At 72.2% G+C, this 22,458-nt stretch carries 18 protein-coding genes, 4 tRNA genes and 1 other RNA gene; 13 read left to right on the top strand and 10 right to left on the bottom strand.

Annotation, left to right across the window (positions count from 1 at the left end; all coding sequences use genetic code 11):
- Window positions 1–104: 104 nt before the first annotated feature.
- Window positions 105–192 (bottom strand) — tRNA-Ser (locus ACFWFZ_RS18895).
- Window positions 193–324: 132 nt separating this feature from the next.
- Here ACFWFZ_RS18895 and ffs point away from each other — a divergent pair.
- The 6 genes from ffs to ACFWFZ_RS18865 all read left to right on the top strand — a co-directional run bounded on the left by ffs (window position 325) and on the right by ACFWFZ_RS18865 (window position 8,825).
- Window positions 325–419, top strand: an RNA gene (ffs, locus tag ACFWFZ_RS18890) — signal recognition particle sRNA small type.
- Window positions 420–499: 80 nt separating this feature from the next.
- Window positions 500–2,725, top strand: coding sequence for a DNA polymerase III subunit gamma and tau (locus ACFWFZ_RS18885; protein ID WP_387123687.1), 2,226 nt, complete (start codon window positions 500–502; stop codon window positions 2,723–2,725).
- Between the two features lie 60 nt (window positions 2,726–2,785).
- Window positions 2,786–4,039, top strand: a complete 1,254-nt coding sequence (gene purD / locus ACFWFZ_RS18880) for a phosphoribosylamine--glycine ligase (RefSeq protein WP_387123685.1) — start codon at window positions 2,786–2,788, stop codon at window positions 4,037–4,039.
- A gap of 307 nt (window positions 4,040–4,346) precedes the next feature.
- Window positions 4,347–6,152 (top strand): hypothetical protein, encoded by a 1,806-nt coding sequence (locus tag ACFWFZ_RS18875; protein ID WP_387123683.1) that lies wholly within the window; start codon window positions 4,347–4,349, stop codon window positions 6,150–6,152.
- Window positions 6,153–6,336: 184 nt separating this feature from the next.
- Window positions 6,337–7,824, top strand: coding sequence for a N,N-dimethylformamidase beta subunit family domain-containing protein (locus tag ACFWFZ_RS18870; RefSeq protein ID WP_387123681.1), 1,488 nt, complete (start codon window positions 6,337–6,339; stop codon window positions 7,822–7,824).
- Between the two features lie 95 nt (window positions 7,825–7,919).
- Entirely contained in the window at window positions 7,920–8,825 is a 906-nt protein-coding gene (locus ACFWFZ_RS18865; RefSeq protein ID WP_387123679.1) for a phosphoribosylaminoimidazolesuccinocarboxamide synthase, read from the top strand.
- A 46-nt stretch (window positions 8,826–8,871) separates the two neighbouring features.
- Here the strand turns inward: ACFWFZ_RS18865 and ACFWFZ_RS18860 are convergent.
- The 8 genes from ACFWFZ_RS18860 to ACFWFZ_RS18825 all read right to left on the bottom strand — a co-directional run bounded on the left by ACFWFZ_RS18860 (window position 8,872) and on the right by ACFWFZ_RS18825 (window position 13,304).
- Window positions 8,872–8,944, bottom strand: a tRNA-Gly gene (locus ACFWFZ_RS18860).
- Between the two features lie 22 nt (window positions 8,945–8,966).
- Window positions 8,967–9,578 (bottom strand): response regulator, encoded by a 612-nt coding sequence (locus ACFWFZ_RS18855; protein WP_387123677.1) that lies wholly within the window; start codon window positions 9,576–9,578, stop codon window positions 8,967–8,969.
- Window positions 9,575–10,810: a sensor histidine kinase gene (locus ACFWFZ_RS18850; RefSeq protein ID WP_387123675.1), complete on the bottom strand. Its 1,236-nt coding sequence runs from the start codon at window positions 10,808–10,810 to the stop codon at window positions 9,575–9,577. The genes ACFWFZ_RS18855 and ACFWFZ_RS18850 overlap by 4 nt, the downstream gene beginning before the upstream one ends.
- A gap of 21 nt (window positions 10,811–10,831) precedes the next feature.
- On the bottom strand, window positions 10,832–11,596 hold the full coding sequence (locus tag ACFWFZ_RS18845) for an ABC transporter permease (RefSeq protein ID WP_387123673.1): 765 nt from the start codon (window positions 11,594–11,596) through the stop codon (window positions 10,832–10,834).
- Complete coding sequence (locus ACFWFZ_RS18840; RefSeq protein ID WP_387123671.1) at window positions 11,593–12,537, bottom strand: ABC transporter ATP-binding protein; 945 nt, start codon at window positions 12,535–12,537, stop codon at window positions 11,593–11,595. Before ACFWFZ_RS18840 ends, ACFWFZ_RS18845 begins: the two co-directional genes overlap by 4 nt.
- 144 nt (window positions 12,538–12,681) lie before the next feature.
- A tRNA-Gly gene (locus tag ACFWFZ_RS18835) sits at window positions 12,682–12,754 on the bottom strand.
- A 72-nt stretch (window positions 12,755–12,826) separates the two neighbouring features.
- Window positions 12,827–12,898 (bottom strand) — tRNA-Gly (locus ACFWFZ_RS18830).
- A gap of 88 nt (window positions 12,899–12,986) precedes the next feature.
- Complete coding sequence (locus tag ACFWFZ_RS18825; RefSeq protein WP_387123669.1) at window positions 12,987–13,304, bottom strand: Lsr2 family protein; 318 nt, start codon at window positions 13,302–13,304, stop codon at window positions 12,987–12,989.
- A 320-nt stretch (window positions 13,305–13,624) separates the two neighbouring features.
- Here ACFWFZ_RS18825 and purS point away from each other — a divergent pair, with 320 nt between their 5' ends.
- The 7 genes from purS to purM all read left to right on the top strand — a co-directional run bounded on the left by purS (window position 13,625) and on the right by purM (window position 21,924).
- Window positions 13,625–13,876: a phosphoribosylformylglycinamidine synthase subunit PurS gene (gene purS / locus ACFWFZ_RS18820; RefSeq protein ID WP_008740952.1), complete on the top strand. Its 252-nt coding sequence runs from the start codon at window positions 13,625–13,627 to the stop codon at window positions 13,874–13,876.
- 2 nt (window positions 13,877–13,878) lie between these two features.
- Window positions 13,879–14,559, top strand: coding sequence for a phosphoribosylformylglycinamidine synthase subunit PurQ (purQ, locus tag ACFWFZ_RS18815; RefSeq protein WP_387123667.1), 681 nt, complete (start codon window positions 13,879–13,881; stop codon window positions 14,557–14,559).
- Window positions 14,556–16,805 carry a phosphoribosylformylglycinamidine synthase subunit PurL gene (purL, locus tag ACFWFZ_RS18810; protein WP_387123665.1) on the top strand — a complete coding sequence of 750 codons (2,250 nt, stop codon included), beginning with the start codon at window positions 14,556–14,558 and terminating at the stop codon, window positions 16,803–16,805. The genes purQ and purL overlap by 4 nt, the downstream gene beginning before the upstream one ends.
- A 363-nt stretch (window positions 16,806–17,168) precedes the next feature.
- Window positions 17,169–17,951 (top strand): sterol carrier family protein, encoded by a 783-nt coding sequence (locus tag ACFWFZ_RS18805; RefSeq protein WP_387123663.1) that lies wholly within the window; start codon window positions 17,169–17,171, stop codon window positions 17,949–17,951.
- A 54-nt stretch (window positions 17,952–18,005) separates the two neighbouring features.
- Entirely contained in the window at window positions 18,006–18,818 is an 813-nt protein-coding gene (locus ACFWFZ_RS18800; RefSeq protein ID WP_387123661.1) for an META domain-containing protein, read from the top strand.
- Between the two features lie 424 nt (window positions 18,819–19,242).
- Window positions 19,243–20,760 carry an amidophosphoribosyltransferase gene (gene purF / locus ACFWFZ_RS18795; RefSeq protein WP_387123659.1) on the top strand — a complete coding sequence of 506 codons (1,518 nt, stop codon included), beginning with the start codon at window positions 19,243–19,245 and terminating at the stop codon, window positions 20,758–20,760.
- 93 nt (window positions 20,761–20,853) lie between these two features.
- Window positions 20,854–21,924 (top strand): phosphoribosylformylglycinamidine cyclo-ligase, encoded by a 1,071-nt coding sequence (gene purM / locus ACFWFZ_RS18790; RefSeq protein ID WP_387123657.1) that lies wholly within the window; start codon window positions 20,854–20,856, stop codon window positions 21,922–21,924.
- 81 nt (window positions 21,925–22,005) lie between these two features.
- Here purM and ACFWFZ_RS18785 read toward each other — a convergent pair whose 3' ends face one another.
- The gene (locus ACFWFZ_RS18785) at window positions 22,006–22,269 is read right to left on the bottom strand and encodes a DUF3073 domain-containing protein (protein WP_387123655.1); all 264 of its coding nucleotides are present in this window, start codon (window positions 22,267–22,269) and stop codon (window positions 22,006–22,008) included.
- Window positions 22,270–22,458 lie beyond the last annotated feature (189 nt).

Below are 22,458 nucleotides of genomic sequence, written 5' to 3'. Positions count from 1 at the left end.
CGTGATCAAATGTCCGAAATAAATGAGACCAAGACTGAGACCGGGCGCACGACGAAGACCTCGACCGCGGTGCGGTCGAGGTCTTCGTTTCGGCTGGTCAGCCGTGGCGGAGGATACGAGATTCGAACTCGTGAGGGGTTGCCCCCAACACGCTTTCCAAGCGTGCGCCCTAGGCCTCTAGGCGAATCCTCCGCCGCAAACAATACAAGACGTGGAGGGGTGCTCGCGAACGTGATCGTTCGGCGGGGATCCGGCGGGGGGCGGTGCTGGCTTCCGGGCGGGGGCGGGGTCGATTCCGGGGGTGCGGATCCGCTAGGGTGGGGCCCAGCCCCTCACGTGGCGCTATCTCACCCAACTCCCCCAGGGCCGGAAGGCAGCAAGGGTAAGTGGGCTCTGGCGGGTGCGTGGGGGGCCCTTTGCGTTCCCGGGGCCCTGGGTTCCGGGGTCCGGTGGCGTCGGCGGGCCGCTGTTGTCGGTGGGCCCGGATAACCTCGTAGACGTGTCGTCCCTTGCGCTGTACCGCCGCTACCGCCCCGAGTCGTTCGCCGAGGTCATCGGTCAGGAGCATGTCACTGCACCCCTGATGCAGGCCCTGCGGAACAACCGGGTCAATCACGCGTACCTGTTCAGCGGGCCGCGCGGGTGTGGAAAGACCACCAGCGCGCGCATCCTCGCCCGGTGCCTGAACTGTGAGCAGGGTCCCACTCCGACCCCCTGCGGGGAGTGCCAGTCCTGCCAGGACCTCGCCAGGAACGGGCCGGGGTCCATCGACGTCATCGAGATCGACGCCGCCTCGCACGGTGGTGTGGACGACGCCCGTGACCTGCGGGAGAAGGCATTCTTCGGCCCGGCGTCCAGCCGCTACAAGATCTACATCATCGACGAGGCCCACATGGTCACCTCGGCGGGCTTCAACGCCCTGCTGAAGGTGGTCGAGGAGCCGCCGGAGCACCTCAAGTTCATCTTCGCCACCACCGAGCCGGAGAAGGTGATCGGGACCATCCGGTCCCGGACGCACCACTACCCCTTCCGCCTGGTCCCGCCCGGGACCCTGCGCGAGTACCTGGGCGAGGTCTGCGGCCGGGAGGGCGCCCGCGTCGAGGACGGCGTGCTGCCGCTCGTCGTGCGCGCCGGTGCGGGCTCCGTGCGTGACTCGATGTCCGTCATGGACCAGCTCCTCGCCGGCGCCGGCGAGGAGGGTGTGACGTACGCCATGGCCACCTCCCTGCTCGGCTACACCGAGGGCTCCCTGCTCGACTCCGTCGTCGACGCCTTCGCGTCGGGGGACGGCGCGGCCGCCTTCGAGGTCGTCGACCGGGTCGTCGAGGGTGGGAACGACCCGCGCCGGTTCGTCGCCGACCTGCTGGAGCGGCTGCGCGACCTGGTCATCCTCGCCGCCGTGCCGGACGCCGGGGAGAAGGGGCTGATCGACGCCCCCGCCGACGTCGTGGAGCGGATGCAGGCCCAGGCGTCCGTGTTCGGGGCCGCCGAGCTCTCGCGCGCCGCCGACCTGGTCAACGCGGGCCTCACCGAGATGCGGGGCGCGACCTCGCCGCGGCTCCAGCTGGAGCTCATCTGCGCCCGCGTGCTGCTCCCCGCCGCCTTCGACGACGAGCGGTCCTTCCAGGCCCGTCTGGAGCGCCTGGAGCGCAGCGGAGCCGCCGCCTTCGCCGCCGCGCCGCAGGCCGTGGCCCCCGCGATGGGCTATGTGCCCGGGCCCGAGGCGCACGCCATGGCGCCCGCCGGTCCAGGCGGGGGTCCCGCCGCCGCGCGGGCCGCCGCCCACACCCCGGCGCCGGGCCCCGTCGCGTCGGCCGCCGCTCCCGAGCCGGTACGGGCCCCCGCGCAGCCGGAAGCCGTACCGCCCGTCGCCCCGTCCGCCGTACCGGCCGCCGCACCGCCCGCACCGCCAGCGCCGGCCGCGCCCGCGCCCGGCGCGTGGCCCGGAGCCGCGCAGCCCGGCGGTGGTGCCCCGGCCGCCCGGCCTGCCGCCGCGGCCCCCGCACCCGGTGCCTGGCCCAGTGCGGCCGCCCCCGGGCAGGGCGTGCCCGCGCCCGCGCACGTTCCGGCCACTCCGGCGCCCGCGTCCCCCGCCCCGGCGGCGGCCGCCCCCGCGCCCTCCCCCGGTATGGCGGCCGGAGCAGGACAGGTCCAGGCGATGTGGCCCGGCGTCCTGGAGGCCGTCAAGAACCGCCGTCGCTTCACCTGGATCCTGCTGAGCCAGAACGCCCAGGTCACCGGCTTCGACGGGACCACCCTCCAGCTCGGCTTCCCCAACGCCGGAGCCCGCGACAACTTCGCCAGCAGCGGCAGCGAGGACGTGCTCAAGGCCGTCCTGGCCGAGCAGTTCCAGGTCAACTGGAAGATCGACGCCGTCGTGGGCGGCGGCTCCCCCGCCCCGGCGGGCGGCCCGGGCCCGTCGTACGGGGCGCCGTCCGCGCCCGCGCCGGCGTACAGCCCGCCGCCCCCGCAGCAGCAGCAGGCTCCCGCCCCGCAGGCCCCGTCCGCGCCGCCGCAGCAGCAGCAGTCCCAGCAGCATCAGCAGCCCCAGCAGTCGGTCTCCGCCCCGCCGCCGCCCGTACAGCAGGCGCCCCCGCCGGTGGCTCCCGAGGACGACTTCGCCGAGGACGACGACCCCGACCTCGTCGAGAGCGCGCTGACCGGGCACGACCTGATCGTGCGGGAGCTCGGAGCCACCGTTGTGGAGGAATACACAAACGAGTAGACCGTCCCGGTTGGGTGGCCGCACGAAGCCCGCCCCGCCGTCCGGGCTAGGCTGAGCAGCGTGAAGGTCCTCGTCATCGGCGGCGGCGCCCGCGAACACGCCCTGTGCCGCTCTCTGTCCCTCGACCCCGACGTCTCCGCGCTGTACTGCGCTCCCGGCAACGCCGGCATCGCCGAGGTGGCCGAGCTCCGCCCGGTCGACGCCCTCGACGGCGAAGCCGTCGCCGCTCTCGCGACCGAACTCGGCGCCGACCTGGTCGTCGTCGGCCCGGAGGCCCCGCTGGTCGCCGGGGTCGGTGACGCCGTGCGCGCCGCCGGCATCCCGGTCTTCGGCCCGTCCGCCGAAGCGGCGCAGCTCGAAGGCTCCAAGGCCTTCGCCAAGGACGTGATGGCGGCGGCCGGGGTCCCGACCGCGCGCAGCTACGTCTGCACCACTGCGGAGGAGGTGGACGCGGCCCTCGACGCCTTCGGCGCCCCCTACGTCGTCAAGGACGACGGTCTGGCGGCCGGCAAGGGCGTCGTGGTCACCGACGACCTCGCCGCGGCCCGCGCGCACGCGCTCGCCTGCGACCGCGTGGTCATCGAGGAGTACCTCGACGGCCCCGAGGTCTCCCTCTTCGCCATCACCGACGGCGTGACCGTGGTCCCGCTCCAGCCCGCGCAGGACTTCAAGCGCGCCCTGGACGGCGACCAGGGCCCCAACACCGGCGGCATGGGCGCGTACTCCCCGCTTCCCTGGGCCGACCCGAAGCTGGTCGACGAGGTCATGGAGCTCGTGCTCCAGCCGACCGTCGACGAGCTGCGCCGCCGCGGCACCCCCTTCTCGGGGCTGCTCTACGCCGGCCTCGCGATCACCGGCCGCGGCACCCGGGTCATCGAGTTCAACGCCCGGTTCGGCGACCCCGAGACCCAGGTGGTCCTGGCCCGGCTGCGCACCCCGCTCGCGCGGGTACTGCTGCACGCCGCCAACGGCACCCTGGCCGACGAGCCGCCGCTGGTGTGGCGCGAGGACGCGGCCGTCACGGTCGTCATCGCCTCGCACAACTACCCCGACACCCCCCGCACCGGCGACCCGATCGAGGGCCTGGCCGAGGTGGCCGCCGAGGACGCGCCCGACGCCTATGTGCTGCACGCCGGGACCCGGCGCGAGGGCGACGCCGTCGTCAGCGCGGGTGGTCGCGTGCTGTCGGTGACGGCGACCGGTTCTGATCTGGCGCAGGCCCGTGAGAAGGCGTATAGGGCGGTGGCGCGGATCCGGCTGGACGGCTCGCAGCATCGTACGGACATCGCCGCCAAGGCGGCCGGGCTCGGCTGACCAGCGGTTCCGCAGACCCGCGGGCCCGGTGCGCACGTCTCGCGCCCGGGCCCGCGGGCGTGTCCGCGTGCGACTGCATCCGGCCTCGTTCGAACGCACTCAGCTTTACCCAAAGCCATTCCATCGGGTGATCGTCACCTCGTCTGCCTGACGGCCGGGCGTGCCCCAACTAGGGTGCGGCGCAAGCATTCCGGCACTTGGCCCACCGACCTTGCGATGTCAGTGGCGGGTGTCACAGTGGGGGAGTGAGCAACGCAGCCGCAGGGCAGAGGGGGTGAGACCGGCCGTGTCCGGATTCGGTTCGACCATGGAAGCGGGCGTTCCGTCCGCGCGGTCCCGCGCTCTGGCCGTGCTGCGTGTGCGCAGCCGGGCCCTAGCCGTCGTACTGCTGCCGGCGGCCGTCGCGGTGGTGCTGGCGGCCGCCCTGACGACGGGCCGGCTGTCCGGCGAGCCCTGGGGCACCGTGACCCTCGTGGTGGGCGCGGTCGCGGCGCTGGTGCTGCTCCTCGGCGGGATCTTCGCCGCGGTGGTGCTGCGGGCGAGCCCGGCGGTGACGCCGACGGTGCCGCTGTCCGAGGCCGCCGCGCCCGATCTCTACCGCCTGGTGCGGGACCTGGCCGACCGGATGGATGTGCCGCCGCCCTCCGCGATAGCCCTGACACCGGACTGCGACAGCTGGCTGGAGGACCGGGCCCATGCGGCCCACCGCCGGGGCGGCATAGCCGGCGGCCCCCAGTCCGCGCCCGGCGCGGCTCCCGTGCTGGTGATCGGCTCACCGTTCCTGTGGTGGATGCGGGTCGCGGAGCTGCGGGCGGTGCTCGCGCCGGTCGTGGCCGGTACGGGTCCTTCCGCGCACCCGGACATAGCCGACGCGCGCGGCTTCGTGCGGGGGCTGGACGCGGCCGTGGACGTGGGCGGCCGCCGGGGCCTCGGCTGGATCGCCGCGCCGGCCCGGCTGCTGCTGAGGCTGTGCCGGACGGACGCCGCCGAGATGGAGCGCGGGGTGGCCGCCGCCGCGTCGGACCGTGCACAGGGTGTGGACTACGGTCTGCGCATCGTCGCCCAGGAGCAGGTCGGCCTCGCCTACGCGGGATGGGACCGGCTGCTGACCCGGGTGGCGCTGCCCGCCTGGCGGATGGGTCGCTGGCCGGCGCACCTGGACGCCGGGGTGGTGTCGGCGCTGACCGAGCTGTCGCGGCGGGACCGGCTGGCCGAGGGCTTCACCTCGCGGCTCGGCGAGCGGCCCGCCTGTGATCTGCTGGAGCAGCCCGGCGTGATCGACGAGGCGACCTCGCTGCTGGCCGCCCGGCTCTTCCACGGGGGTCCCGCCGAGGCCGGCCCGGACTGGTCCCCGGTGGAGTGGGCGGCCTATCCGGAAGAGGTCGTGGACCGCAAATGGCGTGCGGAGGCGGCCCGCCTGCACGCCGCACTGGACGCGCTCGCCGGCCCGGCGGGCCTCCCCGCGGGGTCCACCGGACCCGTCGGTCCGCACGGCTCCGCCGGACCCACCGCGCCGGCGGGCTCCGCGAGCCCGGCCGGTGCCGGGTCCGCCGCCCCCGCCGCGGTGGCCCCCGCCGCCGCGGGCGCCGCCGGCTCACCCGCCCCGTCCGGCCCGTCCGGTACGGCGGGACCGGCCACGATCGAGGCCGCCGCCGCGCCCCCCGGCGCGGACGGCTTCACCGGGCCCACGCTGGAGCGGGTGCTGGGCTGCCTGACGAACGCCTCGGGAGAAGGGGCGCTCGGCGAGGCCCTGGCCGGTCGGCTCAGCGCCGACCTCGCCCGCGAGGAGCGGGCCGCGGGCACCGCAGGCGGGGCCGACAGGGCCCGCGGCGCGGACGCCGTACCGCTGTTCCCGCTCCAGCCGCCGCGCAGCGGCCGGGACCTGCTGGCCGACCACGTGACGGCGATGGTGTGCTGCGCCGCCGTGGACTCGGCCGGGGCCGCACCCGGCATGGACTGGCTCGACGGCCCGGTCCTGCTGGTCGGCGGCGACCGCCGGACCGATCTGGCGCCCCGCGTGCTCTGCCTGGTCGAGGACGGCGACCCCAAGCCCCTGCGGGAGTGGCTGTCGGCCCTGGGCGTCCGCACGGAGAAGCCGGTCCGCCTCGTCTGAGACCGTTCCGGTCTCGCCAATTCGCGACGAACGGTGACGGAGTGCGTGCGTTATGTGATGTGCTGGGAGCGGTCGCGGCCGGATGTTCCCGAAACGGAGGTCCGAGAAGGGCCGCACCGGCGCGACGCGCGCCACGCACCGAGGCGATGCACGCCAGCCGGGGGAGCGAGGGAGGGGAGCGGTCATGGGTACGGACCAGATCCGGCGTTGGGAATCCGGTGCGCTCGCGCACGCGGTGAACGACCCTTTCGGCCAGGGCCCCCTGCCCTGGTTCCGGGGCAGCGAGCTCTACTTCGACGACACCGGCCAGGTCGTCCCCTGGTACGTGGACCCGGCAGCGGCGGCCGCCGGCACCGGCCAGATCCCCCGGGCCCGCGGCAACGGCGGCCCCCGCACGGCCGACGACGTGCACCGCCAGATCAAGGGCTTCGCCTCCAACGGCGCCGTCGCGCCGGGCGAGGCCATCGACTTCCACATCACCGTCGACCCGCCCCAGCAGTTCTCCGTCGACGTGTACCGGATCGGCCACTACGGCGGCGACGGCGCATCGAAGATCACCACCAGCCCGCGCCTCTCCGGCATCGTCCAGCCCGCCCCCCTCGCCGCGGACCGCACCGTCTCCTGCCACCACTGGTGGCTCTCCTGGCGCCTGCAGGTCCCGTCCTACTGGAGCGTGGGCGCGTACGTCGCCGTCCTCACCACCGCCGACGGCTACCGCTCCCACATCCCCTTCACGGTTCGCGACGACCACCCCGCCGACCTCCTGCTCCTGCTCCCCGACATCACCTGGCAGGCGTACAACCTCTACCCGGAGGACGGCCGGACCGGCGCCAGCCTCTACCACGCCTGGGACGAGTCGGGCCGGCTCCTCGGCGAGCAGGACGCGGCCGTCACCGTCTCCTTCGACCGGCCCTACGCGGGCGCCGGCCTGCCCCTCCACGTCGGCCACGCCTACGACTTCATCCGCTGGGCCGAGCGCTACGGATACGACATCGCCTACGCCGACACCCGCGACCTGCACGCCGGCCGCGTCGACCCCACCCGCTACCGCGGCCTGGTCTTCCCCGGCCACGACGAGTACTGGTCGGCCCCGATGCGCCGCACCGTCGAGCGCGCCCGCAACCACGGCACCTCGCTCGTCTTCCTCTCCGCGAACACCATGTACTGGCAGGTCGAGCTGGCCCCGTCGCCCTCCGGCGTCGAGGACCGGCTGCTCACCTGCCGAAAACGCCGCGGACCGGGCCGCCCCAGTCTCTGGCGCGAGGTCGACCGCCCGGAGCAGCAGCTGCTCGGCATCCAGTACGCGGGCCGCGTCCCCGACCCGGCGCCGCTGATCGTGCGCAACGCCACGCACTGGCTGTGGGACGCCACCGGCGCCGGCGAGAACGACGAGCTGCCCGGCCTGGTCGCGGGCGAGGCCGACCGGTACTTCCCGCGGACCCAGCTCCCCGAGCACCAGGACCGGATCCTGCTCGCGCACTCCCCGTACCTCGACAGCGAGGGCCATCGCCGCCACCAGGAGACCTCCCTCTACCGTGCGCCCAGCGGGGCGCTGGTCTTCGCCTCCGGCACCTTCGCCTGGTCCCCGGCCCTCGACCGCCCCGGCCACGTCGACGAACGCGTGCAGCGGGCCACGGCCAATCTCCTCGACCGGATCTGCAAGCGCGACTGACACGGCCCGCGCGCCCGACGCACCCCTGTCCCCGGGAGGGGACGCCGGTGCGCGAGAATCGGTGTGCGCTTCATACAGAACCACAGGGAGACCCCGTGTCCGGATTCGTCGAAAAGCCCGAGCCGGTTCAGGTTCCGGGCCTCGTCCACCTCCACACCGGCAAGGTGCGCGACCTCTACCAGGACGAGGACGGCCGCCTCGTCATGGTCGCCAGCGACCGCATCTCCGCCTTCGACTGGGTCCTGCCCACCGAGATCCCGGACAAGGGCCGCGTCCTGACCCAGCTCTCCCTGTGGTGGTTCGACCAGCTCGCGGACCTCGTCCCGAACCACGTCCTGTCCACCGAGCTGCCGGCCGGCGCGCCCGCCGACTGGGCCGGCCGCACGCTGATCTGCAAGAACCTCGACATGGTCCCGGTCGAGTGCGTGGCCCGCGGCTACCTCGCCGGCTCCGGCCTGGCCGAGTACAACCAGACCCGCACGGTCTGCGGACTGGGCCTGCCCGAGGGCCTCGTGGACGGCTCCGAGCTGCCCGGCCCGATCTTCACCCCGGCCGCCAAGGCCGAGGTCGGCGAGCACGACGAGAACGTCTCCTACGAGGAGGTCGCGCGTACCACCGGTGTCGAGACGGCCGCGCTGCTGCGCCAGACCACCCTCGCCGTGTACTCCCGGGCCCGCGACATCGCCCGCGAGCGCGGCATCATCCTGGCCGACACCAAGTTCGAGTTCGGCTTCGACCCGCAGGACCACACCCTGGTCGCCGCGGACGAGGTGCTGACCCCGGACTCCTCCCGTTTCTGGCCGGCCGACCAGTGGGAGCCGGGCCGCTCGCAGCCCTCCTTCGACAAGCAGTACGTCCGCGACTGGCTGTCCTCCGCGGCCTCCGGCTGGGACCCGAAGGGCGAACTCCCGCCGCCGGCCCTCCCGACCCAGGTCGTCGCGCAGACCCGCGCGAAGTACATCGAGGCATACGAGCGCCTGACCGGGCTGAACTGGGCGTAGGAACGAGAGAAGCCCCGGTCCGAGGACCGGGGCTTCTTCCTTACAGAGCGGACAACGCGACTCGAACGCGCGACATCCACCTTGGCAAGGTGGTGCTCTACCAACTGAGCTATGTCCGCAGGCGCCGTAAGGCGAGACCTACTATACCCAACCTCGCTCCCGTGCGAGACGCACTGCCGTGTGCCGGTTCTCGGCACCGAGCTTCGTGGCCGCCGAGGACAGGTAGTTGCGTACGGTCCCCTGCGACAGCGAGGCCCGCTCGGCGATCTCCGCGATCGGCGCGCCGTCCCCCGCCAGCTCCAGTACCTCGGCCTCCCGGGCGGTCAGCGGGGAGTCCCCTGCGCTGATCGCGTCGGCCGCCAACTCCGGGTCCACGTAACGGCCTCCGGCGTGCACGGTCCGGATCAGTTCGGCCAGCCGCTGCGCCGAGACCGTCTTCGGGGCGAAGGCCCGCACCCCCGCGGCCAGGGCCCGCTTCAGGTGCCCGGGACGCCCGTGGCTGGTCACGATCATGGCCTTGCAGTCGGGGAGTTCGGCGCGCAGTGCTGTGGCGACACTCACACCGTCCGCCCCCGGCATCTGCAGGTCCAGTACCGCCACGTCCGGCCGGTGCGCCCGCGCCATCGCCAGCGCCTCGGGGCCCGAGGCCGCCTCCGCGACGACGAGCAGGTCGTCCTCCAGCGCGAGGAGCGCGGCCAGCGCCCCGCGGATCAGGTGCTCGTCGTCGGCGAGCAGTACGCGTACGGGGCTCACGCCCGCACCTCCAGTTCTTCCAGTCGTCGGCCCGGTATCTGCGCCCGCAGCCGGAACCGGCCGTCGCCGACGAGCCCGGCCTGCAGCGTCCCGTCCAGTGCGGCGAGCCGTTCGCGCAGCCCGGCCAGGCCCGAGCCGGGCGGCCCGGCGGGGGCCTGCGGTGCCCCGTCGTTCTCCACCACCAGCGTGACGGCTCCGCCCTCCAGGGCGGTCAGCCGGATCAGGCAGCGTTGCGCGTCCCCGTGCCGCAGCACGTTCGTCGTGGCCTCGCGGACCACCCAGCCGAGCGCCGACTGGACCTCGGAGGGCAGCTCGGGTCCGGCCCCGAAGTCGACGCGGCAGTCCATCCCGGCCGCGCTGAGCACCCCGCGCGCACCCTCCAGCTCCACGGCGAGGTCCGCCTCCCGGTAGCCCCGCACCACGTCCCGTACCTCCCGCTGGGACTCCTGGGCGATCCGCTGGACCTCGATCATCTGCTCCACGGCCTCAGGCCGTTCACGGCGGGCCAGCTGTACCGCCAGCTCGCTCTTGAGGGCGATGACCGCCAGGTTGCGGCCCATCACGTCGTGCAGGTCACGGCCGAAGCGCAGCCGCTCCTCCGCCACCGCGAGGCGGGCCTGGACCTCGCGTGAGCGGTCCAGCTCGTAGACCGTGGTCAGCAGCCAGGCGGAGAAACCGTAGGTGGCGCCGAAGAACATGCTGCCCAGCAGCACGCCGACGGCGTATCCGAGCGCCGTGGTGGCCGGCATGCCCAGGGCGAGCACGGCAAGTCCGGTCGCGACCGCCGTCGCCGGGACGCACCACATGCGCTTCACCGACCGCAGGCACAGCACCAGGGATCCGGAGGCGAACCAGGTCAGCCCCGCCACCAGCGTCGGTGCCACCGTCGGCTCGGAGATGTGGCCGGTCACCCGGAGGATCAGGACGCCGAGGGTGCAGGCGGCCGTCACGGCGGCCGTCGTCACCGCCAGCCGGGTGGGGCGCTCCCGCCGCCCCACCACCCAGTGCAGCGCCTTGGAGGTGAGAACCCCGCACAGGACCGCGTGGACGCACAGCAGCAGGAAGAGCGACACGGCCACCGCGACGGAGGACTTCCCGGCCGTGGAGGCCACGGGCGCCAAGCCGAACGACGTGACCTCCAGGAGCACGAAGAGATGGAACGACCCCCGGGTGTACAGCTCGATCTTCCCCGCACTGCTGCGGTTCTTCCACCACCCCGTCAACTTCGGCACTGGGCCCGTCCCCCGACTCCTCTAGCGACGCGGTTCCCAGCGGAACCACCGCTGGACAGCAAACACGCTGATCACGATCCAGGCCAGCGTGGTGAGCCCGGCACCGAGCAGGTCCCCGCCCGCCGCGCCGCCGCTCCAGCCGGCCCGCACGAGCGTCATCACGCCGCTCAGCGGCAGCAGTTCGCACACCGAGGCGACCACGTCCGGCAGGGAGTCCGCCGGTGCGAACATCCCCGAGCCGAGCACGCTCGCCAGGAACAGCGGCAGCGTGGTGAGGCCCGCGGTCTCCACGGTGCGGGTGAAGGAGCTGGTCACCGCGGACAGTGCAGCGAGCAGCAGCACGCCGGCCAGGACGGCCGCCGCGATCAGCAGCGGGTTCCGCGGCATGCGCACGTCCAGGGCGGCCGCCCCGGCGACCGAGAGGACGGCGATCTGCGCCAGTGCCAGGGCGGCGGCGGGCAGCGCGGTCCCGGCCAGGATCTCCACGTCGCTCGCCTCGCCGGTCCGCAGCCGCTTCAGGACGAGTTCCTCGCGGCGTGCGACGTAGGAGGAGACCAGGTTCATGTGGACGACGAGGAGCAGCACCATGCCGATCCCGCCGGTCAGGGTGGCCTCGCCGACCGCCTGCGCGCCCTCGGAGTCGCCGAGTGAGGAGCGCAGGATGAAGACCATCACCAGGGGCATCAGCAGGGCCAGGGTGAGCGTGGCCCGGTTGCGCACCAGCAGGGTGAGCTCGGAGCGGCCGAGTGCGGTGATCCGGCCGGCGTTCAGGGTGAGCGTGTTCATCGGGTCCCCGCCATCGTGTCCTCGGTACGGTCGCCGGCGCCGCGGCGGCTGTGGGCGATCTCCAGGAAGGCCTCCTCCAGGGAGGCGGACCGGGCGTCGAGCCCGGACAGTTCCACGCCGTTCTCCCCGGCCCAGCCGAGCAGTTCGGCCAGATCCGCCTGGAGGCGTTCGGTACGGATCTCCACGCGCTGCCCGCAGGCCGCCGCCCGCAGCGTCAGCGGGAGCCGGGCCGCGGGCACCCCGGCGGGCAGGGTGAAGCGGATCCGGGCCGGCCGGGTGGCGGTCACCTCGGCCGGGGTGCCGGACAGGACGATCTCGCCGTCGTGGAGGATCGCGAGGCGGTCCGCGAGCTCCTCGGCCTCCTCCAGGTAGTGCGTGGTCAGCAGCACCGTGGTGCCCTGTTCCCGCAGCTCGCGGACCAGGGCCCAGGTGTCCCGGCGCCCTTCGGGGTCCATGCCGGTGGTCGGCTCGTCCAGGAAGAGCACCTCGGGCCGGCCGAGCAGGGCCAGCGCCAGGTCCAGACGCCGCCGCTCACCGCCGGACAGCTGCTTCACCCGTACGGAGGACCGTGCTGCCAGGCCGACCAGCTGCAGCACCTCGGCCGCCGGGCGGGCACCGGTGGTGACCCCGCCCCACATCCGCACGGTCTCGGTGACCGACAGGTCGGAGGGGAACCCGCCCTCCTGGAGCATGACCCCGGTGCGCGGCCGGACCTCGGCCCGCCGCGCGCAGGGGTCGAGGCCGAAGACGCGGACCTGCCCGCCGCTCGGCGCGGCCAGTCCCTCCAGCAGTTCGACGGTGGAGGTCTTACCGGCGCCGTTGGTGCCGAGCAGGGCGAAGACCTCGCCCCGCGCCACGGAGAAGGAGACGCCCCGTACGGCCTCGAATCCCCCGGAGTAGCCGCGGCGCAGGTCCCGCGCTTCGATCACGGTGTCAGTCATGACCCAAGCGTCGCGGCGCCCGGAGCGGGTCGTCAGTGCGCGCTGTCATGACCGGTGATGACATTTGTCAGGGTGCCCGGCGGTCGTATGAGGGGAAATACGCAGAAGGCCCCGATCGCAATGATCGGGGCCTTCTGCTCAGAGAGCGGACGACGCGACTCGAACGCGCGACATCCACCTTGGCAAGGTGGTGCTCTACCAACTGAGCTACGTCCGCAAGCAGTGCACTGCCGGGGCAGTACGTGCATCACTCTACCCGATCCACCGGAGTGGTCTGAAAGTGATGCAGAGCGGGTGACAGGAATCGCACACTGCGCCTTCCCTCTGGAAGAGGGATGTTCTGCTACTGAACTACACCCGCACGGCCTCGGAGGCTCTGACCTGCGGCCTCGCCCCTCGGCGTGATCCACACATTAGCCGAAGGGAGGGGGTGGATGGCAAATCGGCCCTCAGTGGGCCGCGTTGTAGGCCTCGTAGATCTTCTTGGGGATGCGGCCGCGCGGCGGCACGTCGTGCTGGTGGGACCGGGCCCACGCGCGGACGACCGCCGGGTCGGGGGCGACCGAGGTGTGCTTGAAGGCCTTCCCCGAGCGGGACTGGCGGCGGCCGGCGGCCATGAACGGTTCCAGGCTCTCCCGCAGTTTCTTTGCGTTGGCGACATTGAGGTCGATCTCGTAGGACTTACCGTCCAGGGCGAACCTGACCGTTTCCGCCGCTTCTCCGCCATCGATGTCGTCGGAGAGCGTGACCACTACGCGCTGCGCCACGGATATCGGTCCCTTCGTGCGACGCCGCCAGCTGCTGACGTGCGGCGATGTCGCCTGTTCGGATGTTTTGGGGCAATGCAACTTTCGTCCGGAATCCCGGTTGATTCCTTTGTACCTCGATTCTCATTGCATTGCGAAGCTCAGTTAATTCTCTCCGCGTGTCCCGCCGCAATGCCGGGTACGTGGTTTTCCTGGGGATTTTGCGAAGCGTTGGTGAAGCTGAAACGGCTCGGCGATCAAGGGCGCCCGATATCTACCCGCGTAGAAATTTCGGCCGGGTACGCTGATGGAACCGCCTTGCACCAACCACCTCATCGGGAGTGCCAGTGGCACGCGTCGTAGTCGACGTCATGCTCAAGCCGGAGATCCTCGACCCCCAGGGCCAGGCGGTGCAGCGTGCACTGCCGCGCCTGGGCTTCGAGGGCATCGCCGACGTCCGTCAGGGGAAGCGCTTCGAACTGGAAGTGGAGGGTCCGGTCGACCAGGCCGCCCTTGACCGCATCCACAAGATGGCCGAAACGTTCCTCGCCAACACCGTCATCGAAGACTTCACCGTGAAGGTCGAGGCCTGACGGTGACCACTCGCATCGGTGTCGTCACGTTCCCCGGAACGCTCGACGACCGTGACTCGCTGCGCGCCGTCCGCCTCGCGGGGGCCGAGCCGGTCTCGCTCTGGCACCGCGACAAGGACCTGCACCAGGTCGACGCGGTCGTCCTCGCGGGCGGCTTCTCCTACGGGGACTACCTGCGCGCCGGAGCCATCTCCCGCTTCTCGCCGGTGATGGAGACCATCATCGAGCAGGCCAGGGGCGGCATGCCCGTCCTCGGCATCTGCAACGGCTTCCAGGTCCTCACCGAGGCCCACCTGCTGCCGGGGGCGATGCTCCGCAACAACCACCTGCACTTCATCTGCCGCGACCAGAAGCTGCGGGTGGAGAACGCGGAGACCGCGTGGACCGGCGACTACACCGCCGGCCAGGAGATCTCCGTACCGCTCAAGAACATGGACGGCCGGTACGTCGCCGACGAGCGCACGCTCGACGAACTGGAGGCCGAGGGCCGCGTGGCCTTCCGGTACCTGGACATAAACCCGAACGGGTCGCTCCGCGACATCGCCGGCATCACCAACGCCCAGGGCAACGTCGTCGGCCTCATGCCGCACCCCGAGCACGCGGTCGAGCCGCTGATCGGAACCGGCGGCACCGACGGCCTCCCGTTCTTCACGTCGGTCCTGAAGAAGCTGGTCAGCGCATGAGCCTCGACACCGTCAAGAACGCCACCGAAACCCCGGACGCCTCCCAGCCCTGGAAGGAGCTCGGCCTCAAGGAGGACGAGTACGCCCGGATCCGGGAGATCCTCGGCCGCCGCCCGACCGGCGCCGAGCTCGCCATGTACTCGGTCATGTGGTCCGAGCACTGCTCGTACAAGAGCAGCAAGGTCCACCTGAAGCAGTTCGGCGAGAAGGCCCCCCAGAACGACGCCATGCTCGTCGGCATCGGCGAGAACGCCGGCGTCGTCGACGTCGGCCAGGGCTACGCGGTCACCTTCAAGGTCGAGTCGCACAACCACCCGAGCTACATTGAGCCCTACCAGGGCGCGGCCACCGGCATCGGCGGCATCGTCCGCGACATCCTCGCCATGGGCGCCCGCCCGGTCGCCGTCGTCGACCCGCTGCGCTTCGGCGCGGCCGACCACCCCGACACCAAGCGCGTCCTGCCGGGCGTCGTCGCGGGCATCGGCGGCTACGGCAACTGCCTGGGCCTGCCCAACATCGGCGGCGAGGTCGTCTTCGACGCCTGCTACCAGGGCAACCCGCTCGTCAACGCCGGCTGCATCGGCGTCATGAAGCACGAGGACATCCACCTCGCCCAGGCCTCCGGCCCCGGCAACAAGGTCATCCTCTACGGCGCCCGCACGGGCGGCGACGGCATCGGCGGCGTCTCGGTCCTCGCGTCCGAGACCTTCGACGACACCAAGCCGACCAAGCGCCCCGCCGTCCAGGTCGGCGACCCCTTCCAGGAGAAGCTCCTCATCGAGTGCACCCTGGAGATCTTCAAGGAGAAGCTGGTCGCGGGCATCCAGGACCTCGGCGGCGCCGGGCTCTCCTGCGCCACCTCAGAGCTGGCCTCCGCCGGCTCCGGCGGCATGCGGGTCGAGCTCGACACCGTCCCGCTGCGCGACGCGACGCTCTCGCCCGAGGAGATCCTCATGAGCGAGTCGCAGGAGCGCATGTGCGCGATCGTCGAGCCGCAGCACGTCGACCGCTTCATGGAGATCTGCGAGAAGTGGGACGTCATCGCCACCGTCATCGGTGAGGTGACCGACGGCGAGCGCCTGGAGATCTTCTGGCACGGCGAGCAGATCGTGGACGTGCCCCCGGGCACCGTCGCCCACGAGGGCCCGGTCTACAACCGCCCCTACGCCCGCCCCGACTGGCAGGACGCGCTCCAGGCCGACGACGCGGGCAAGCTGCCCCGCCCGCAGACCTCCGAGGAGCTGCGCGCGCAGGTCCTGGCCCTGGTCTCCTCCCCGAACCAGGCCTCCAAGTCCTGGGTCACCGACCAGTACGACCGCTTCGTGCAGGGCAACACCGTCCTGGCGCAGCCCGAGGACGCGGGCATGGTCCGCATCGACGAGGAGTCCAACCTCGGCGTCGCCATGGCCACCGACGGCAACGGCCGCTACGCCAAGCTCGACCCGTACACGGGCGCGCAGCTGGCCCTGGCCGAGGCGTACCGCAACGTCGCCGCGACCGGTGCCAAGCCCCTGGCGATCTCCGACTGCCTGAACTTCGGCTCTCCCGAGGACCCGGGCGTCATGTGGCAGTTCGCCGAGGCCACCCGCGGTCTCGCGGACGGCTGCCTGGAGCTGGGCACCCCGGTGACCGGCGGCAACGTCTCGCTCTACAACCAGACCGGCGACGTCGCGATCCACCCGACCCCGGTCGTGGCCGTGCTCGGCGTGATCGACGACGTCAACCGCCGTACGCCGATGGCGTTCGCGGAGGCCGGCCAGCTGCTGTACCTGCTCGGCGACACCGCCGGCGAGTTCGGCGGCTCGGCGTGGTCGCAGGTCGTCCACGACCACCTCGGCGGGCTGCCGCCGAAGGTGGACCTGGGCCGCGAGAAGCTGCTCGCCGAGATCCTGATCTCCGCCTCGCGCGACGGCATGATCGACGCCGCGCACGACCTGTCCGACGGCGGCGTGATCCAGGCGCTCACCGAGTCCTGCCTCAAGGGCGGCAACGGCGCGCGCGTCGTGGTCCCCGAGGGCCTGGACGCCTTCACGTTCCTCTTCTCCGAGTCCGCGGGCCGCGCCATCGTGGCCGTCCCGCGCAGCGAGGAGCTCCGCTTCACCGACATGTGCGGTGCGCGCGGCCTGCCGGCCGCCCGTATCGGCGTGGTGGACGGCGACGAGATCGAGATCCAGGGCGAGTTCAGCCTGTCCCTGGCCGAGCTCCGCGAGGCCCACGAGGCGACGATCCCGGCCCTGCTGGCCTGATCGACGGCGCGAACAGCGAGAACACGACCGGGGCCCCGCACGCAGTTCCGTGCGGGGCCCCGGCCGTACCGCCCGGCCGACCGGCCGTAGCGGTTCCGTGGCACGACGGCCGTACCCGCCCCGGCGAGCGTTCCGCATGCTGACCGCGTGTCCGCCACGTGCCCCTCGCCCCCGCCGGCTGGCGGCCGACGCAGACGCCACCACCGCCCCGCCGCTGATCGCGTTCCGGGACCGCAGGAAGAGGCAGGGCAGGCAGCGCGCGGCTCAGCGGTCGAGCGGCTCGGGCAGTTCCTGCGGCGGCTGCGGATCCAGCAGGTGCGGTGGCGGCTGCGGAGGCGGCGACGGATCGGGCAGACTCCCGGCATGGCACCCAAGACCCGTAGGTACGACGACGCCAAGATCAGGGCGGCCGTGATCGCACAGTTCGGCCATGTCGGACGGGCCGTCGGGGAGTTGGGCCCCGAGCAGCTGGAACGGCCCAGCGGGCTCGGGGACTGGACCGTCGCCGACCTCGCCGCGCACATCGCGTGGATCGCGGACTCGCTGGCCGTAGGCCTGGCGAGGCCGCCCGCCGCCGTCGCCGAACTGACCGCCGTCGAGTGGCCCTTCGCCACCGCCTCCCTCGCCGGGAAGATCTCCGAGGCGGCCCGGGAGGCCCTGACCGGCGCGTCCCTGCCCGAGCTGTACGACCGGGCGGCCACCGCCATGGCCCGGGAGCTCGCGGCGAACCCGGGCGGGCGGGTGCTCCAGCTGTGGGTCGGGGACATGACCCTGGCCGACTTCCTGGTCACCAGAACGGTGGAGCTGGTGGTGCACACCGACGACCTGAACCGGGCCGCCGGACTGGACATCCCGATCGAGCGGCAGGCGCTGGCCGCCTGCACCCGGCTGCTCGCCGACTCCCTGGCCCTGCGGGCCCCCGGCGGGTCGGTCGAGGTACGGATCCCGCCCTTCGCGGTGGTCCAGTGCATCGAGGGCCCGCGCCACACCCGCGGCACCCCGCCGAACGTGGTGGAGACCGACCCGCTGACCTGGATCCGGCTGGCGACGGGCCGTACGTCGTGGGCCGCGGCGCTCGACGGGGCCCAGGTGCGGGCCGGCGGCGAACGGGCCGACCTGTCGGCGCTGCTCCCCCTGATGGGCTGAGCGGGGGCCGGGAGTGTGGGGGAACCGACCGCCCGGCGCGTTCGTCCCAGGGGCATGCGTACCCTCCGGCACGTCCACATCCCCGCGGGGCTGGCCCTCGTACTCGCGCTCGCCGCGGCCGGCTGCGGCCAGGACGGGCAGGGAACCGGCTCGGGCGCGGTGCTCCCCGACCCGGTGGGCCGCTGGTCCGTGGATTCCCTGACCACGGGCGGCCGCACCCTGCACGCCCCGGAAACGGCCCGTCTGGACATCGGCGAGAACCAGGCCAAGGGCAACTACGGCTGCAACCGCTTCACGGCGGCCCTCTCCTTCGCGGGCACCTCCGCGGTGACCGTGACGCCCGGCGCCACGACCACCATGGCCTGCGCGGACATGGAGTTCGAGACGGCCTTCGCCAAGCTGTTCACCGGACGGCTGGCCATCGACCGGGGGCCCGACCGGCTCACTCTGAAGACCGCCGACGGAAGCACCATCGCCATGACCTCGGAGCCCGCCGTCCCGGACGCTCCGCTGACCGCGGTCGAGTGGACCGTCCAGTCCCTGATCAGCGGCGGGTCGGTGTCCTCGCTGCCCGCGGGGGCCTCCGGCACGGCCCGGTTCACCATCGCCGCCGACCTGTCGGTGAGCGGGACCCTCGGCTGCAACCGGTTCAGCGCCCAGGCCACCCGCGACGGCGACAGGCTCACCTTCGGGCCGCTCACCACCACGCGGATGGCGTGCGACGGCCCGGCGGGCGAGGTCGAGCAGAAGCTGACCGAATTGTTCGCGAGCGGCCCCCTGGTCTGGGGCATCGAGGGCCGTCTGCTGACCCTCACCGCCGCGGACGGCAAGGGCCTGATCGCCGAGGCGCCGTCCGACGCCGAGTAGGCCGCGGGCACGCCGACGGGCGCCTGTGAAGGCACGCCGGGACAGCCTCTTCTCGTACGAAGGCACAAGTAGCACTGCGGCGCGGTTCGCGGGCCGCACCGGTAGCGGCGCCAGACGGTGCGCGGCACGTGGGATCAGGGCGGGCGGAACGGAAAAGGGGAGGGGAGAGGAAGAGTTGCCGGATGTGCGCAGCGGCGGCGGAGGGCGCTTCGCGACGCGGCTCAGCCGGCGTACCGGCACTCGACGAGGGTGACGGCGCGGTCACCGAGAGGCCGCGCGGCCGAGCGCCTGTGCGCATGCGTTCGTAGATGCCGACAAGGTGATCCAATACCGAGACGTGGGGTTCCCGTCACCCTCTGTGCTGTGACATTTCCCGGCCGTCCCCAATTCGGACCAGTGGTCGATCTCGCCTACACTCGGGAGCGTGCCTCGTGGTGATGGACGACTCAACCACGACCTGCTCCCCGGCGAAAAGGGCCCCCAGGACGCTTGCGGCGTCTTCGGTGTCTGGGCTCCGGGTGAAGAGGTCGCCAAGCTCACCTACTTCGGACTGTATGCGCTACAGCACCGTGGACAAGAGTCCGCGGGAATCGCTGTGAGCAACGGTTCCCAGATCCTCGTCTTCAAGGACATGGGCCTCGTTTCCCAGGTCTTCGACGAAACCTCCCTCGGTTCGCTCCAAGGTCATATCGCGGTCGGTCACGCCCGCTATTCGACCACCGGCGCATCCGTGTGGGAGAACGCGCAGCCCACTTTCCGCGCGACCGCCCACGGCTCCCTGGCCCTGGGTCACAACGGCAACCTGGTGAACACCGCCGAGCTCGCCGAGATGGTCGCCGACCTCCCCCGTCAGGACGGCCGTGCCACCCAGGTGGCCGCCACCAACGACACCGACCTGGTCACGGCCCTGCTGGCCGGCCAGGTGGACGAAGACGGCAAGCCCCTGACCATCGAGGAGTCGGCCGCCAGGGTCCTCCCGCAGGTCAAGGGAGCCTTCTCGCTGGTGTTCATGGACGAGGGAACCCTCTACACCGCCCGTGACCCGCAGGGCATCCGCCCGCTGGTCCTCGGCCGCCTGGAGCGCGGCTGGGTGGTCGCGAGTGAGACCGCCGCCCTCGACATCTGCGGCGCCAGCTTCGTCCGCGAGGTCGAGCCGGGCGAGCTCATCGCGATCGACGAGAACGGCCTGCGCACCTCCCGATTCGCGGAAGCGAAGCCCAAGGGCTGTGTCTTCGAGTACGTCTACCTGGCGCGCCCGGACACCGACATCGCCGGCCGGAACGTCTACCTCTCGCGTGTCGAGATGGGTCGGCGCCTGGCCAAGGAAGCCCCGGTCGAGGCCGACCTGGTGATAGCGACGCCGGAGTCCGGCACGCCCGCCGCGGTCGGATACGCCGAGGCCAGCGGGATTCCGTACGGCTCGGGCCTGGTCAAGAACGCCTACGTCGGCCGGACCTTCATCCAGCCGTCGCAGACGATCCGCCAGCTCGGCATCCGCCTGAAGCTCAACCCCCTCAAGGAAGTCATCCGGGGCAAGCGCCTGGTGGTCGTGGACGACTCGATCGTCCGCGGCAACACCCAGCGTGCCCTGGTCAAGATGCTCCGCGAGGCCGGCGCGGCGGAGGTCCACATCCGGATCTCCTCGCCGCCGGTGAAGTGGCCGTGCTTCTTCGGCATCGACTTCGCCACCCGGGCCGAGCTCATCGCCAACGGCATGACGGTCGACGAGATCGCCACGTCCCTGGGCGCGGACTCCCTCTCGTACATCTCGATCGACTCGATGATCGAGGCGACGACGATCCAGAAGCCCCACCTCTGCCGTGCCTGCTTCGACGGCGAGTACCCGATGGAGCTCCCCGACCCGCAGCTCCTCGGCAAGCAGCTCCTGGAGACCGAGCTGGCCGGCGGCGCGGACGCCGCCGACGCGCTCCGTCGCCCGTAAGTCCCCGGCTCGACCTGCGCGGGGCCCTGTCTTTCAGGCTTTTCCCAGGGCCCCGCACCAACCGCAGTAACGACACGAAAGCTCTCTCCTGTCATGACAGAGAAGACCACCGGTGCCAGCTACGCAGCCGCGGGCGTCGACATCGAAGCCGGAGACCGCGCCGTCGAGCTGATGAAGGAGTGGGTGAAGAAGACGCAGCGCCCCGAGGTCCTCGGCGGCCTCGGCGGTTTCGCCGGCCTCTTCGACGCCTCCGCCCTCAAGCGGTACGAGCGCCCCCTGCTGGCCTCCGCCACCGACGGGGTCGGCACGAAGGTGGACATCGCCCGCCAGCTGGGCGTGTACGACACCATCGGCCACGACCTGGTCGCGATGGTCATGGACGACATCGTCGTCTGCGGCGCCGAGCCGCTCTTCATGACCGACTACATCTGCGTCGGCAAGGTGCACCCCGAGCGTGTCGCCGCCATCGTCAAGGGCATCGCCGAGGGCTGTGTCCTCGCCGGCTGCGCCCTGGTGGGCGGCGAGACCGCCGAGCACCCCGGCCTGCTGGGCCCGGACGACTTCGACGTGGCGGGCGCCGGAACGGGTGTCGTCGAGTACGACCGCCTGCTCGGCGCGGATCGCATCCGTACGGGTGACGCCGTCATCGCGATGGCATCCTCCGGCCTTCACTCGAACGGGTACTCGCTGGTCCGCCACGTCCTCTTCGACCGTGCCGGCATGTCGCTCGACCGCCATGTGGAGGAGCTCGGCCGGACCCTCGGCGAGGAGCTGCTCGAACCCACCAAGATCTACTCGCTGGACTGCATGGCGCTCACCCGTACGGCCGAGGTGCACGCGTACTCGCACATCACCGGCGGCGGCCTCGCGGCGAACCTGGCCCGGGTCATCCCGGACCACCTGCACGCCACGGTCGACCGTTCGACCTGGGCCCCCGGCGCGATCTTCGACCTGGTCGGCAAGGCCGGGCAGGTGGAGCAGCTGGAGCTGGAGAAGACCCTGAACATGGGCGTCGGCATGATGGCCGTCGTGCCCGCCGATTCCGTGGACGTGGCGCTGACCGCGCTGGCCGACCGGGGCGTCGACGCCTGGGTCGCGGGCGAGATCCTGGAGCGCGGCGACCGCACCGAGGGCGCGGCCCTCACCGGTTCCTACGCGAGCTGAGCAGCACTGAAACCCGGCCCGGGGCCTAATGCCCTGGACCGGGTTTCAGTCTGTGTCGTGTCGTGCAGACGCCTCAGGGCGTCAAGCGCCGCGACGCTGTGCCGACGGACCGGACTCGTCGTCCTCGTCCTCGTCATCGCTGTTGTAGAGATCCGCGTACCTGGCGTACGGGTCGTCGTCGTCATCCAGCTCGTCATCGACTTCGACCGGCTCGCTGATCTGCAGCGGCTCTGTCGGCGATGCGCCCAGCTCATTGGCCAGACGCGAGAGGTCAGTCCCGCCGCTGTTGTACTTCAGCTGGCGGGCGACCTTTGTCTGCTTGGCCTTGGCCCGGCCGCGCCCCATGGCTCGACCCCCTCGGTGACGGGGCTCGACGGCCCCAGAGTCTGACACGCGTTCATGGTTCGGAGCGGGCTCTCCGTGGAGAGACCGTCCGTAGGGGTTTAACGGTACCTGCTTCCGCGGCCATACGGTACGCCGCCCACATGACGCGCCCCGGTGCAGAACCAGCAAGGCGCCCCGTCCTCGCTGGTC

Source organism: Streptomyces sp. NPDC060232 (assembly GCF_042726555.1).
GTDB lineage: Bacteria > Actinomycetota > Actinomycetes > Streptomycetales > Streptomycetaceae > Streptomyces.
Note: the sequence above shows the minus strand (reverse complement) of the source record. Positions and strands in the feature narration are given on the sequence as shown.